This is a genomic window from Aeromicrobium sp. (genome assembly GCF_032084975.1).
In the GTDB taxonomy this organism is placed as follows: Bacteria; Actinomycetota; Actinomycetes; order Propionibacteriales; family Nocardioidaceae; genus Aeromicrobium.
Map to the genome: position 1 here is coordinate 1 of NZ_DAMDLR010000070.1, position 12,835 is coordinate 12,835.

The 12,835-nt window shown below is 70.9% G+C and carries 17 protein-coding genes; 12 read left to right on the forward strand and 5 right to left on the reverse strand.

The window, feature by feature from the left end:
* The 6 genes from RT323_RS13490 to nusB all read left to right on the forward strand — a co-directional run.
* A partial coding sequence (locus RT323_RS13490) for a chorismate synthase (protein WP_313409414.1) occupies positions 1 to 365 on the forward strand: 365 nt, incomplete at its 5' end.
* On the forward strand, positions 362 to 874 hold the full coding sequence (locus tag RT323_RS13495) for a shikimate kinase (protein WP_313409417.1): 513 nt from the start codon (positions 362 to 364) through the stop codon (positions 872 to 874). The genes RT323_RS13490 and RT323_RS13495, both read left to right, overlap by 4 nt.
* Positions 871 to 1,953, forward strand: a complete 1,083-nt coding sequence (aroB, locus tag RT323_RS13500; protein WP_313409419.1) for a 3-dehydroquinate synthase — start codon at positions 871 to 873, stop codon at positions 1,951 to 1,953. Before RT323_RS13495 ends, aroB begins: the two co-directional genes overlap by 4 nt.
* Positions 1,946 to 3,016 (forward strand): Xaa-Pro peptidase family protein, encoded by a 1,071-nt coding sequence (locus RT323_RS13505; protein ID WP_313409421.1) that lies wholly within the window; start codon positions 1,946 to 1,948, stop codon positions 3,014 to 3,016. The genes aroB and RT323_RS13505 overlap by 8 nt, the downstream gene beginning before the upstream one ends.
* Positions 3,016 to 3,579, forward strand: a complete 564-nt coding sequence (efp, locus tag RT323_RS13510) for an elongation factor P (protein ID WP_313409423.1) — start codon at positions 3,016 to 3,018, stop codon at positions 3,577 to 3,579. The genes RT323_RS13505 and efp overlap by 1 nt, the downstream gene beginning before the upstream one ends.
* On the forward strand, positions 3,579 to 3,989 hold the full coding sequence (gene nusB, locus RT323_RS13515; RefSeq protein ID WP_313409424.1) for a transcription antitermination factor NusB: 411 nt from the start codon (positions 3,579 to 3,581) through the stop codon (positions 3,987 to 3,989). Before efp ends, nusB begins: the two co-directional genes overlap by 1 nt.
* On the opposite strand, the gene RT323_RS13520 is transcribed toward nusB, so the two are convergent.
* Positions 3,967 to 4,641 (reverse strand): hypothetical protein, encoded by a 675-nt coding sequence (locus RT323_RS13520; RefSeq protein ID WP_313409426.1) that lies wholly within the window; start codon positions 4,639 to 4,641, stop codon positions 3,967 to 3,969. The genes nusB and RT323_RS13520 overlap by 23 nt on opposite strands.
* Positions 4,642 to 4,679: 38 nt before the next feature.
* Positions 4,680 to 5,831 carry a DUF222 domain-containing protein gene (locus tag RT323_RS13525; RefSeq protein ID WP_313409428.1) on the reverse strand — a complete coding sequence of 384 codons (1,152 nt, stop codon included), beginning with the start codon at positions 5,829 to 5,831 and terminating at the stop codon, positions 4,680 to 4,682.
* Between the two features lie 176 nt (positions 5,832 to 6,007).
* Between RT323_RS13525 and RT323_RS13530 the strand changes: the two genes are divergently transcribed.
* Genes RT323_RS13530 through RT323_RS13555 form a run of 6 tightly spaced genes read left to right on the forward strand, consistent with a single transcriptional unit; the run spans position 6,008 to position 11,031 of the window.
* Positions 6,008 to 6,346, forward strand: a complete 339-nt coding sequence (locus tag RT323_RS13530; RefSeq protein ID WP_313409430.1) for a hypothetical protein — start codon at positions 6,008 to 6,010, stop codon at positions 6,344 to 6,346.
* A 57-nt stretch (positions 6,347 to 6,403) separates the two neighbouring features.
* Positions 6,404 to 8,494: a hypothetical protein gene (locus tag RT323_RS13535; RefSeq protein ID WP_313409432.1), complete on the forward strand. Its 2,091-nt coding sequence runs from the start codon at positions 6,404 to 6,406 to the stop codon at positions 8,492 to 8,494.
* A gap of 16 nt (positions 8,495 to 8,510) precedes the next feature.
* Entirely contained in the window at positions 8,511 to 8,750 is a 240-nt protein-coding gene (locus RT323_RS13540; RefSeq protein WP_313409434.1) for a hypothetical protein, read from the forward strand.
* Positions 8,751 to 8,783: 33 nt separating this feature from the next.
* The gene (locus tag RT323_RS13545) at positions 8,784 to 9,545 is read left to right on the forward strand and encodes an alpha/beta fold hydrolase (protein ID WP_313409436.1); all 762 of its coding nucleotides are present in this window, start codon (positions 8,784 to 8,786) and stop codon (positions 9,543 to 9,545) included.
* Positions 9,546 to 9,601: 56 nt separating this feature from the next.
* A complete protein-coding gene (locus RT323_RS13550) occupies positions 9,602 to 10,558 on the forward strand; it encodes an NAD(P)-dependent alcohol dehydrogenase (RefSeq protein WP_313409438.1) in 957 nt (318 codons plus the stop codon).
* A 20-nt stretch (positions 10,559 to 10,578) separates the two neighbouring features.
* A complete protein-coding gene (locus RT323_RS13555) occupies positions 10,579 to 11,031 on the forward strand; it encodes a GNAT family N-acetyltransferase (protein ID WP_313409440.1) in 453 nt (150 codons plus the stop codon).
* Between the two features lie 13 nt (positions 11,032 to 11,044).
* Here the strand turns inward: RT323_RS13555 and RT323_RS13560 are convergent, their stop codons facing one another.
* The 3 genes from RT323_RS13560 to RT323_RS13570 all read right to left on the reverse strand — a co-directional run.
* Positions 11,045 to 11,929, reverse strand: a complete 885-nt coding sequence (locus RT323_RS13560) for an alpha/beta hydrolase (RefSeq protein WP_313409442.1) — start codon at positions 11,927 to 11,929, stop codon at positions 11,045 to 11,047.
* Between the two features lie 3 nt (positions 11,930 to 11,932).
* On the reverse strand, positions 11,933 to 12,379 hold the full coding sequence (locus RT323_RS13565; protein WP_313409444.1) for a cupin domain-containing protein: 447 nt from the start codon (positions 12,377 to 12,379) through the stop codon (positions 11,933 to 11,935).
* A gap of 65 nt (positions 12,380 to 12,444) precedes the next feature.
* Positions 12,445 to 12,835 (reverse strand): helix-turn-helix transcriptional regulator (locus RT323_RS13570; protein WP_313409446.1); only part of this gene is annotated, 391 nt, incomplete at its 5' end.

Genomic DNA, 12,835 nt, shown 5'->3' on the forward strand with positions numbered 1-12,835 from the left:
CCCGCGGCTCTGCCGCGCACGACGAGATCGTCCCCACCGACGAGGGCCTGCGCCGCGTCTCCGGCCGCGCGGGTGGCACCGAGGGCGGCATGACGACCGGCGAGCTGCTGCGCGTCCGCGCCGCGATGAAGCCGATCGCCACGGTCCCGCGTGCCCTGCGCACGGTCGACGTCCAGACGGGCGAGGAGACGCGTGCGCACCACCAGCGCTCCGACGTGTGCGCCGTGCCCGCCGCGGGCATCGTGGCCGAGGCCATGGTCGCGCGCGTGGTCGCCGATGCGCTGCTCGAGAAGTTCGGCGGCGACTCCGTCGGCGAGACCGCCCGGAACGTGCGCACCTACCTCGAGAACCTGAGGTACCGGTGACCGGCACGCGTCCGGTCGTCGTCGTGGTCGGCCCGCCCGGCGCGGGCAAGACCACGGTCGCCGAGCTGGTCGCGGCCCGGCTGGGCGTCGAGGTCCGCGACACCGACCAGGACGTCGAGGCCGCCCAGGGCGAGTCGATACAGGACATCTTCGTCGGCCGCGGCGAGCCGGCGTTCCGTGAGCTCGAGGCCGCCGCCGTCGCGGAGGCGCTTCGCACCCACGCCGGCGTGCTCGCCTTGGGCGGGGGAGCGGTGGTCGACCAGTCGACGCGCTCGCTGCTGGCCGGCCACACCGTCGTGCACCTCGACGTCGGCCTGGCCCAGGCGGCCGCCCGCGTCGGCATGAACTCCGGCCGACCGCTGCTGATGGGCAACATCCGTGGCCAGCTCAAGAAGCTGATGGACGCGCGCCGCCCGCTGTACGCCGAGGTCGCGACGTTCACGGTCGACACCAACGAGCTGTCGCCCGACGAGGTCGCCGAACGGATCCTGCAGGAGCTGGACCGGTGACCCGCCGCGTCGCGGTGGCCACGGCACAGCCCTACGAGGTCGTGGTGGGACACCACGTCCTGGCCGAGCTCGAGGGACTCGTGCCCGCCGACGCCGTCCGGGTCGCGATCATCCACGCCTCGCCGGTGCTGGGCTTCGCCGAGGGACTGGCGCGTCACCTGCCCGGCCGTGAGGTCCTGCTGATCGAGGCACCCGACGGCGAGCAGGCCAAGACCGTCGAGTTCCTGGCGCACTGCTGGGACCAGCTGGGGATGCACGGCTTCACCCGCTCCGACCTCGTGATCGGGGTCGGGGGAGGCGCCACCACCGACCTGGCGGGCTTCGTGGCGGCCAGCTGGCTGCGCGGGGTGCGCTTCGTGACCGTCCCGACCACCGTGCTCGGCATGGTCGACGCGGCCGTCGGCGGCAAGACCGGGATCAACGTGGCGGCCGGAAAGAACCTCGTCGGCGCGTTCCACGAGCCCATCGGCGTGCTGTGCGACCTCGCGACGCTCGCCGACCTGCCCGCCCGCGAGCTGCGCGGCGGACTGGCCGAGGTCATCAAGTGCGGCTTCATCGCCGACCCCACGATCCTGACCGATGTCGAGGCCGCTCCCGAGCGGGCGCTCGATCCCGCCGACGACCTGCTCGCCGACCTCGTGACCCGCGGCATCGCGGTGAAGGCGGCGACCGTCGCGGCCGACCTGCGCGAGACCGGTGCCGACGGCTCGATCGGGCGCGAGGCCCTCAACTACGGCCACACGCTCGGGCACGCGATCGAACGGCACGAGAGATACACGATCCGTCACGGTGAGTCGATCAGCGTCGGCATGGTCTTCGTCGCCGAGCTGGCGCACCGCGCCGGAAAGATCGACGCCGACCTGCTGGCGCGGCACCGCGCGACCCTCGGTCTCGTCGGCCTGCCCACCAGCTACGACGGGGCCTCGTTCGAGGACCTGCTGAACGGCATGCGGCTCGACAAGAAGACCCGCGGGTCGCAGCTGCGGTTCGTCGTCCTCGACGGACTGGCGAACCCGCAGATCCTGGCCGGCCCGTCCGAGGACCTGCTGCGCGAGTGCTGGGACGCGGTCCGTGGCTGAGTCGCGGATCGCGCGCCTGCGTGCCCTGCTCACCGGGGCCGGGCACGCGGCGATGTACGTCTCGGACCTGGTGAACCTGCGCTACCTGACCGGCTTCACCGGCTCGAACGGTGCTCTGCTGGTGCCCCTCGACGGCGGCCCGGTCTTCCTGACCGACGGACGCTACCGAGACCAGGCGGCCGCCCAGCTCGCGGAGGCGGGCCTGGGCGACGTCGAGATCGTCATCACGCGCGACCTCATGGGCGTGGCCGCGGGGCGCGCGCCGGCCGACCTCGCCGCCGAGACGCACCTGATCGACGTCGACTCGTGGGAGAAGCTGGGCCGGCCCGAGCCGTCCGGGCGCCTCGTCGAGCGACTGCGCGAGGTCAAGGACGAGTCCGAGATCGCCGCACTGCGTCGCGCCTGCGAGATCTCGGTCGAGGCGCTCGAAGCGCTGCTGCTGGGGCCGTTGGTCGGCCGCACCGAGCGCGAGGTCGCTCGCGACCTCGAGTGGCGCATGCTCGAGCTCGGTGCCGAGGACAAGGCCTTCGACACGATCCTGGCGGCGGGCGAGCACTCGGCGATCCCGCACCATGAGCCCACCGACCGCGAGATCCGGCGCGGTGACCTGCTCAAGATCGACTTCGGTGCACGGGTCGACGGCTACCACGCCGACTGCACGCGCACGGTCGTCATGGGACCGGCCGCCGACTGGCAGCGCGAGATTCACGCGGCCGTGAAGGCCTCCCAGGCGGCGGGCCTCGACTGCCTGCGCCCGGGAGTCGCCGTGGCCGAGGCGAACACGATGGCCCGCTCCACGCTGGAGGAGCTCGGCTGGCTGGATGCCTTCACGACGGGGTTGGGCCACGGCGTCGGCCTGCAGATCCACGAGGACCCGTTCATCGGCTCCGCGCATCCCGGTAGACTTGCCAGCCGCACCGTCCTGACGATGGAGCCGGGGATCTACCTGCCGGGCCGTGGGGGCGTGCGGATCGAGGACACCGTCCTCGTCACCGACCCCGACCACGGCGGTGAGCCGGACGTGCTCACTGATATGACCAAAGAACTCCTGGAGATCGACTGATGGCAACCACGAACGACCTGAAGAACGGCATGGTGCTCAAGCTCGACGGAAAGCTGATGGCCGTCACCGAGTTCCAGCACGTCAAGCCGGGCAAGGGCCCCGCCTTCGTCCGCACGAAGCTCAAGGACGTCGAGTCCGGCAAGACCCTCGACAAGACCTTCAACGCCGGTACCAAGGTCGAGACGGCCACGGTCGACAAGCGCGACATGCAGTACCTCTACAACGACGGCGCGAACTTCGTGTTCATGGACACCGCCACGTACGACCAGATCGAGGTCACCCCCGAGATCATGGGCGACACCGTCGACTACCTGCTCGAGAACCAGGACGCCGTCGTCGCGACCAACGAGGGCCGCGTCCTCTACGTCGAGCTGCCGGCCTCGGTCGAGCTCGTCATCGAGCACACCGACCCGGGCCTGCAGGGCGACCGCTCCAGCGGTGGCACCAAGCCCGCGCGCCTCGAGACCGGCAAGGAGATCCAGGTCCCGCTGTTCATCGACTCGGGCGAGAAGGTCAAGGTCGACACGCGTGACGGCAGCTACCTCGGTCGCGTGAAGGCCTGATGGCTGCCCGTACCAAGTACCGCAAGCGGGCTCTGGACATCCTGTTCGAGTCCGAGTCCCGGGGCCTGGCCTCCGGCGGCACGCTGGCCGACCGCCTCGAGGTCAACGACCCGCCGGTCAACCCGTACACCGTCTCGCTGGTCGAGGGTGTCGCCGCCAACGCGACGCGGATCGACGCGCTGCTCGAGGAGCACTCGCACGCGTGGCCGCTCGACCGGATGCCGGCCGTCGACCGCAACCTGCTGCGGATCGCCGTCTACGAGATCCTGCACGTCGACGACGTGCCCGATCCCGTGGCGATCAGCGAGGCCGTCGAGCTGGCCAAGGAGCTCTCGACCGACGAGTCGCCGCGGTTCGTGAACGGGCTGCTGTCGAAGATCGTCGAGATCAAGCCGACGCTGGCGGACTGACGTCGATCGCCTTCGCGAACCAGATCGTGCGGTGCGACCAGTCACCCGGTCCGGTGCGCGTGCCCGAGCACGCCAGGATCGCCAGTCGGGCCGGGCCCTCGGGGTTCTCGTACCCGCTGTCCCGGCTCTCGGCGTGGACCTCGAAGCGGCGGCCGACGCGGTAGCACTGGACCTGGTCCTCACCACGCGCAACCAGCACGTCCCCGTCCCGTAGGTGGTCCAGGAACAGGTTGCCCAGCGCCGAGCCGTCGGGGTACGTGTGGGCGTTGACGATCACGTGGCCGCGCCGTGCGCCTGGCAGGGGGCTGGGTGGGCCGTCCCAGCCGAACGTCCACTTGCCCTCCTGGGTCAGCGGAGGCGTGCCCGGGACCCCCAAAGCGTCGCGCGGCAGCTTCATCACGGGGTAGACCTCGTCGCGGAACGAGATCGTGTCGGGCGTGAACGGTCGATCGGCGCCGCCCAGGCACGGGTCCGGCTCAGGCTCGGGCGTCGGTGACGCGCTGGGCCGCGTCGGGACCGGCAGCGTGGGCTGCGGCCCCGCCTCGTAGGGCTCGGCGCCCGAGGTGCGCGTGAAGACGACGGCGGCCGCCAGCGCGAGCGCCACCGCGGCCACGAGGGTCGCGGCGATCCACCGGCGAGTCACTGCTGTCACACCAGCCAGCCTAAGTGGGGACGTATCGGATCGTGTGGTCAGCGCTGATGGCCCTCGGCGTGCTGCACGGGGTCGTCGAGGTGGCGGTCGTGGAGGTGACCGTGGGACTTCATGTTGTGGTGCTTGCGACACAGTGATCGCAGGTTGGAGGCGGTGGTCTGGCCCCCGGAGTGGTAGGCGAATGCGTGGTCCTGGTCGGCTTCGTGGGCTGGTGCCCGGCATCCCATGACGCGGCAGGTGCCGTCTCGCCACCTGATCGCCTGTCTCAACGCTTCGGTCGGCCGGTAGCCGAGGACGGTCGTGTCGAGGACTTCGCCCCGAGGGCCGAGGACGAGTCTGCGGAAGATGGTGTGTTCGCTGGCGGCGAGTTCGCGGACCCATTCGGAGCCGATCGGCTCGCCGTCGAGCGTCATGCCCGGACCGTCGGTGTAGCCGATGAGGTCGGTGGCGTGGATGCTGATCGCGATCTCGGCACGGATGTCGGTGGAGGTGCCTTCGCAGGACGTGAGCCAGTGCGCGAGCAGGTCGGCCTGCTTCTGGTCGCGGGTGCGGCGGTCCTTCTCGCCCGTCTCGGGGTCGATCTTCGGCAGGGCCTTCGCGGCGCGACGCAACCGGTTGCCCGCCGCGATCGCCACCGGCGTCGGCAACAGCGCAGCAAGCCACGACGTGCCGTCGTCGTTGTGCCGGATCGACACCCGACGGTGCTCCACCGCATTCTCGCGCTCCACGCGCGTCTGGTCCGGCTCGAGACGGGCACGCAGCCGCCGCAGCCACGACCGCAGCTCGGCCACGGTGTGAGTCGCCGCGTATGCCGGCGCCGACTCGTCCAACTCCGTAAGCGCAGAGGCAGTCTGCAGTTGCTCGGCCGTCCGGGCGATCGACGCCACCCGGGCCCCGTCGATGTCGCCCTCACGGAACGCCGCCCACACCGACGGGGTCTTCTCGCGCAGGACCTCGGTCTCGCTGATGATCGCCCACACCGTGCTCTCGGAGACGTGCAGCGCCTGCGCCAGGTCCAGTGTCACCTCCCGCCGAGCCAGCTCCTTCGAGAGCGGCATCTCGTCCGTCCGGTCGATCTCCGCCACCATCTTCGCGTGGTACCTCGCGACGAACTTCCACTCCTCGAACTCCGCCATCGCGCGGGCACGACGCACCGTGTCACCCGTCGTGATCGCCCGGTTCAAGTCCATGTCACCCAACATAGTGGGCACCCCCGACAGTACTCGCACGTCGCGATGCGGGTGTCCGCGAGTTCAGGGCCGGGGCACTGAAATCGATCGGCAAGATCTCGCGGCAGGGCCCGCAAGGATGGAAGAATCCGGCCATGGCTCCGAGATCTTCTGGCGACCTGACCGAGATCCGAGTCATGAATGACTACGGTGCTTTCTGCCTCTGGGACGACGAAGGCGGGACGGACGCCGAAGCGCTCGGGCTGACCGCGGGACTGGCAGCCGATCTGGGAGCATTCGCCCAGCGATGGGACGAGTCGATCCCGGCCGACGTGTTCGATGACCGCTTCGATCATTTGCCGGTGGTTCGCTCCGTCGTCGACGGGTTGCGTGCCGTCCGCTGGCGACTCGACCATGAGCGGCGGCGTGCCGCCGAGACCGAGGACGACGCGATCCGCGTGCTGGGCGAGGAGTTGGCAGTCCGTGTCCAGGACGAACTGGGTCCGGGTTATCGCGTGAGGTACCTGCACGGCTGACGGCCATACGGTGCTGAGCTCTGGTCCACGCCGTACGTCCTGTGGTCTTCTGGTGAGGTGACGCTCGATCTGTCGGCGGTCGAACTCGAACTCGTCGAGCGGGTGCGGACGGGCGAGTCGCTCGAGCTGTCCTCCCGTGACGATCGGGAGATCCGTGCGGACGTGATCCGCTCGCTGGTCCGTGGGCTCGACCCCCGTGACCCGGCGGTGACGGTCGACGTGGATCTGCGCGGGGTGGTCGTCGACGGGGCGGTCGTCGTCGGGCGACTCGACCTCGATCACGTGCGGAGCGAGGTGCCGCTCGTGCTGAATGGCTGCGAGGTCCCCGACGGCCTCAGCGCCCAGGGTGCGCACCTCCCGTTCGTGGAGCTGATGGCGACGCGGTTCGGCCATCGCGATCTCGCCCTGTCCGCGGTCGATCTCCCGTATGTGCACCTGGAGGAGTACCTGGCCATGGACGGCTGCTCCGCCGTGTCGACGAGAGAGGTGGGGACGGTCGTGCTGGCCGGTGCCCGGATCGGCGGCTGGGTGGGGTTGACCGGTGCCACCGTCGACAACGCACACGGGCCCGCGATCAACGCCTCGGACCTCGTGGTGGGTGGAGGCATGAGCTTGGACGACCTCGAGGCCACCGGCGCGTCGCAGGTGGGGACGATCTGCCTGCTCGCGGCCACTGTCGCGGGCGGACTGACGCTCAATCGCGCGGTCCTCAGGTGCGCCGATGGGCCGGTCGTGAACGCCAACCACCTCCGGGTGACGCAGTTGTGCCACATGAACAGCGCTCAGATGCGGGGAGGTGGCGAGCTGGGGACCGTGAGGCTGATCGGGGCCCACATCAGTGGAGAGCTGTCACTCGCGAAGGCTCGGTTGCGCAACGCGGACGGCCCGGCCCTGTGCGCGGAGCTGGTTGAGGTCACGCAGGACGTGGGCCTCGACGACCTCGTGGCGAAGGGGAGCGTGGACGCTGGACTCGTGCGCATGATGGGCGCGCGGATCGGTGGACTGCTCGTGGCGCGAGGACGCGTGGAGCTCATGAACTCGCGGGGTCCGGCGCTGGAGCTCGACGACATCCGGGTCGAGCAGCACATGCAGTTGGAGGGCCTCATCGCGAGGGGAGCCGGACGACGGGGGACCGTGCGCATGCTCGGCGCGACGGTCGACGGACGGCTCTCACTCGCCGACTCCGACGTGGTGAACGCCAGCGGTCCCGCCCTGCGCGCGGACCACCTCGACGTCGGACAAGGGATCGACCTGAAGGGGCTGCGGGCGTCCGGTGCGGGAGAGCGCGGGGCGGTCAACCTGACCGGCGCCTCCGCACGAGGCTCAGTGGTCGCTCGGCTGCGTCGTGAGTCCGCCGCGCGGCGCCAGGTGATCCTGACCAACGACTCCGGGCCAGCCCTGGTCGCGGAGAACCTCTCGGTCGGCGGTGACCTGATCCTCGACGGGCTGTCAGCCACGGGTGGCTCCATGGACGCCGCCGTGAACCTGGCCGCCGCCCACGTGGGCCGCCGGGTGATGCTGAGCCCCGGACACGTGCACAACACCTGGCCCGGTGGCGCTCACTTCAACGTCGACGGACTGACGTACTCCAGCCTCGACCCTGGAGTCGACACGGAGACGTGGTTGAACGAGATGGCCACGGACGCTCGCGACTACGCCGCCCAGCCCTATCGGCAGCTGGCGGCCACCCACCAGGCAGCCGGCCACGACGGTGACGTGCTCAGGACCCTGATCGCCCAGCGCAAGCACCAGCTGGCGAGCGTCGACATGCCGCAACGGGAGCGGTTCTGGGGATGGTTCACGTACTACACGCTCGGCTTCGGGTACCGGCCGTGGCTGGCCCTGGTGTGGCTGCTCGTGACCGCGGCGCTCGCCGTGGGACTCACGCTCACGTTGGCGGACTCGGGTCTGGTCCGACCCTCGGCAGGCGGCGCGGCCGCCGAGTCGTGCAGCCGGACCGAGCAGGTGCTCGTCGCGGTCGACACGACCCTGCCGCTCGTCACGACGGGTGCGTCCGACCGGTGCGTCACCACCACGTCCGCCGCCGGAGACGCACTGAACGTGATCGGCCTCGTCGCCCAGCTCCTGGGCTGGGGATTCGCCACACTGTTCGCAGCCGGCTTCACCAGCGCGGTGCGCAAGACCTGAACCGAGAGGACCACACATGGCCGAGTTCGTCCCCGCCGTCGGCAACATCCTGAGCCTGATCGAGCGCCGCGACTGGGCGCGACTGGAGCAGGGCCTGGCCCCTGACGTGCACTGGACGACCGCCGTCGAGGAGCAACTGCATGGTCCGGGCGAGGTGATCGCGCTCCTGCGCGACGACCCGGTCCCGGGACCGCCGGCGTTCCACGAGGTCGACGAGGCCGGCCTCTTGGTCCGCTGGGTCGACAAGATGGGATGACTCCGCACCGCTCGCGGGGTTACGTTGCCTCGTATGGAGGCCGAAGCACTCCACGTCGTCCGTCACGGTGAGGGCCGCCCGGTGGTGGTGCTGCACGGTGCCGGCGTGGACCACCGCGAGAGCGAGGCCTGCTTCGAGCCGTTGCTCGACCGACCCGACCTGTGCCGCGTCTACGTCGACCTGCCCGGCATGGGACGCTCGCCGGCACCGGAGTCGCTGCGATCGCCCGATGACGTGATCCACGTCCTGCTCGACTTCGTGAAGCGGGAGTGTGACGGTGATCGGGTCCTGCTGGTCGGGCACTCGTGGGGAGCGTTCCTGGCGCAGGCCATGGCGGCGCGCATCCCCGAGCTGGTCGCGGGACTCGCGCTGGTCTGCCCGCTGCTGATCAGCGGGGAGGAGCCTCCCGAGCATCGAGTGGTGAAGGGGAACGGCGACCTCGGGGACGAGGCCTTCCGTGACTACTTCGTCATCCAGACGCCACAGATGTGGGAGCGGTACCAGCGCCATGTCGCGCCGGCGGCCGACCTCGTGGACGAGGCGGCGATGGAGCGCATCGGAGAGAACTGGGGACTGTCGCTGGCGTCGACGCCGTACGCGGGGCCGACCCTCGTGGTGGCGGGCCGGTTGGACTCCACGGTCGGGTACACGGGTGCGGCGGCACTGCTCGACGTGCACCCGCGCGCGACCGTCGCCGTGATCGATGACGCGGGCCATGCGCTGCCGCACGAGCAGCCCGAGCTGCTCGGCGCCCTCATGGCGCACTGGTTGACCCGGGTGGCGCGGGCGTCGTGAACGGAGCGAGCAGTGACATGGCCGACGACCGCAGCGAACGGAGGATGATGGCGCACATGAGAGCCGTCGTCTACCACCGTTACGGCGGACCTGAGCAGCTCCGCATGGCGGATGTGCCGAGACCGGTCCCGTCGTCCGGTCAGGTGCTCGTCAGGATCAGGTCGACCTCGGTCAACCTGAGCGACTGGGAGTGCCTGACGGGCTCGCCCGCCTACGCGCGACTGGGTGGCGTGTGGCGCCCAGCCCGGCGCACGCTCGGGTCCGACATCGCGGGAGTCGTCGACGCGGTGGGGCCCGGAGTGACTCACCTGCGGCCCGGCGACGAGGTCTATGGGGACAACCTGGCGCTGAAGGGCGGGTTCGCCGAGTACGCGCTCGCTCCCGCGTCCGCGCTGGCGCCCAAGCCCGCCGGACTGGACTTCGTCTCGGCGTCGACGATCCCGCAGGCGGGGGCCATCGCAGTGCAGGGCACCGAGCGTGTGCGGCCAGGCGCGCGGGTGCTGATCAACGGCGCCGGCGGCGGGTCGGGCTCCTTCGCGATCCAGCTCGCGAAGCGTCGCGGCGCCCACGTCACCGCCGTCGACAACGGGTCGAAGCAGGACTTCATGCGCTCCGTGGGCGCCGACGAGGTGATCGACTACGAACGCGAGGACTTCACCCGGGCTGCGCGACCGTACGACCTGGTGCTCGACCTGGTCGCCCATCGATCGGTCCTCGCGTACCGCCGTGCGCTCGCACCCGGTGGCACCTACCGCTGCGTCGGGGGATCGGTGGGCACGTTGCTGCGCGTGCTCACGCTGGGCGCGGTGATCGGGGCGGCGAGCGGACGCTCCCTCGGCGTGCTCGCCGTGAAGCAGGGCCCGGCGGCGTTCGAGCCGCTCGGCGCGCTGGTGACCAACGGCGAGGTGGCGGCGCACGTCGACCGGACCTTCACCCTCGACGAGGTTCCCGAGGCGCTCGCGCACGTCGGGCAGAGGCGTGCGCTGGGCAAGGTCGTGGTGGTCGTGTCCTGAAGGGCTGGAAGGATCGGCCCATGGTCGTCCTGAGCCCCGCCACCTCCGACAACTGGCGCGAGATCACCCGCGTCCGCTCCGCCGACGACCAGCAGCAGTGGGTGGCCCAGACCTCCTACTACCTGTGCCTGTCGGCGTACGACGGGCTGTGGCGCTCGTACGCGGTGCAGGCCGACGACGGCGAGGTCGTGGGCCACGTGATGTGGGCGGTGGATCCCGACGACGCCAGCCACTGGATCGGTGGGCTGGTGATCGACGTGCAGCACCAGGGCAAGGGGCTCGGGCGCGCCGCCGTCGATGCTCTCCTGAGGCTGTGGGAGCGCGAGCCCGACCTCTCGGGCACGCCGTACCGGGAGGCCGCCCTCTCCGTCGCGCCGGAGAACGAGGCGGCGCTGCGGGTCTACAGGTCGGTGGGCTTCGTCGAGTCCGGCGAGGTCGAGGACGACGAGATCGTGCTGCGGCGGGCGCGCTGACGAGTCCAGGCGATCAACGCACGCGCCCGAACCAGTCGAGGACGAGGTCGGCGACCTCGGCCGGAGCATCATCGGTGACGTAGTGGGCAGCGTCGTCGACGTACGCGAACTCGACGTGATCCGCGCGCCGGCTGTCGGTGTCACGGCACGCGCGCGTCAGGACCCTCTCGGTCCACGGCCAGTCGCGTCGGCCGAACACGACGAGGGTCGGCACGGTGAGGCGCCTTCGGCGGTAGGTGCCGCTGGCCATGCGCATCGCCTCGGGGACGACGAACCGGCGCGACAGGGGGCGCACGGCGGCATCGATCTCGGGGATGCTCATCGGTGCGAGGTGTGCCTCGACGGTCTCGGACGGCATCGGTCGGACGACGTACGGCGGTGAGAAGAACCCGTCCAGGGGTGCGCCGCGACGGTGCCACAGGAACTTCGGCAGGTGCCGGAACCCCGGGATGATCCTGGGATCGAACGCCATGAACGGTGGCGGCACGGCGAGCAGGACGGACGTCCGGACCCGCTCGGGATGGTCGTACGTCAACTGCCACGCCACCACCGCGCCCATGTCGTGCGAGACGACGTGCGCCCGCGCGATCCCGAGGGCGTCGAGCAGGGCGAGCAGGTCGTGCAACCGGGTCTCCCGATCGATACGCGGCTCGTCGGCCTCGGTCCAGCCGGCTCCGCGCAGGTCAGGGCAGTGCACGCGATACCCGTGGGCGGCGATGGCCGGGGCGATGTCGTGCCACTGCCACCAGTGCTGGGGGAAGCCGTGCAGCATCACGACGGGCTCACCCTGGCCGATCACGGCGAGGTGGGTGCGCAGGCCCGGCGTCTCGACCACGTGGTGCTCGAAGCCCGCGGCCTCGGGCAGCGCGGGGGACCAGGTGGACGTGGGCGTGGACATGGCTCACGCACCGGCCGTCGCGACGCCGTGGCGCTGGGTCACCGACACGATCGCGTCCATCGACTCCTGCGCCGGCCGGCCGGCCGGGACGGTCCTGGAGAAGTCCTCGAAGAACTTGCCTGCGCCATGACCCGTGGTGATGGCGAGAAAGCGCGCGGACTCGCCCACGACCTCGAACGTCGCCGGCGTGCCGGCCGGGAAGACGACGAGATCACCGGGTCGGACGTCGTACGGCCGGCCGTCGACCATCGCGGTGACGCGACCCTCGAGCAGGTACAGGACTCCGGTCCACGGTGACACGTGTGGAGGCGCCATGCCCGGGGCGGAGCTCACCACCTCGAAGACCTCGAAGGCCCCACCGTCGCCGGTGACGGCGGTCTTGGCGATGTGGTCGCCGTCGATCATCGCAAGGCGCCGGCCCTCGTCGGCCCGTACGTGGATGGTGCTCATGACTCCTCCTCGGTTCGCGTGTGACCACCGTGCGGCGAGGAAGCGGCCGCGACGTGAGTAGCTGGCTACTCGTTTCGCAGGATGCGGGCCAGGTCGCCGCGCTCGGAGACGCCGAGCTTCCGGCCGACGCGGTACAGGTGGCCCTCGACCGTCCGGACCGAGAGGGTCAGTCGATCGGCGATCTGGCGGTTCGACGCGCCGGCTGCCGCGAGCGTGGCGATCTCTCGCTCGCGGGCGGTCAGGGGGAGCGGACGGACGGCCTGTGTCAGGGCCGGGGTGTGGGCGCCCGATCGACGAGCCAGCTCCGCGGCCCGGGCCGCGGCCTCGAACGCCGAGCCGTGACGTCCCTGCCGGCGGTGGAGGTTGGCTGCGTGGGCTGCGGCGTCACCCGCGGCGACGAGGTCGCCCAGTCCGGCCCATGCCGCCGCGATCTCGAGGAGTCCCGCGGCGTCCTCC

Bases quoted from the DNA above. Each gene is read 5' to 3' on its own strand.
- RT323_RS13560 (WP_313409442.1), bottom strand. From the start codon at position 11,929: ATGTCCACGCCCACGTCCACCTGGTCCCCCGCGCTGCCCGAGGCCGCG.
- efp (WP_313409423.1), top strand. From the start codon at position 3,016: ATGGCAACCACGAACGACCTGAAGAACGGCATGGTGCTCAAGCTCGAC.
- RT323_RS13525 (WP_313409428.1), bottom strand. From the start codon at position 5,831: ATGGACTTGAACCGGGCGATCACGACGGGTGACACGGTGCGTCGTGCC.
- nusB (WP_313409424.1), top strand. From the start codon at position 3,579: ATGGCTGCCCGTACCAAGTACCGCAAGCGGGCTCTGGACATCCTGTTC.
- RT323_RS13545 (WP_313409436.1), top strand. From the start codon at position 8,784: ATGGAGGCCGAAGCACTCCACGTCGTCCGTCACGGTGAGGGCCGCCCG.
- RT323_RS13540 (WP_313409434.1), top strand. From the start codon at position 8,511: ATGGCCGAGTTCGTCCCCGCCGTCGGCAACATCCTGAGCCTGATCGAG.
- RT323_RS13565 (WP_313409444.1), bottom strand. From the start codon at position 12,379: ATGAGCACCATCCACGTACGGGCCGACGAGGGCCGGCGCCTTGCGATG.
- RT323_RS13550 (WP_313409438.1), top strand. From the start codon at position 9,602: ATGAGAGCCGTCGTCTACCACCGTTACGGCGGACCTGAGCAGCTCCGC.
- RT323_RS13555 (WP_313409440.1), top strand. From the start codon at position 10,579: ATGGTCGTCCTGAGCCCCGCCACCTCCGACAACTGGCGCGAGATCACC.
- RT323_RS13530 (WP_313409430.1), top strand. From the start codon at position 6,008: ATGAATGACTACGGTGCTTTCTGCCTCTGGGACGACGAAGGCGGGACG.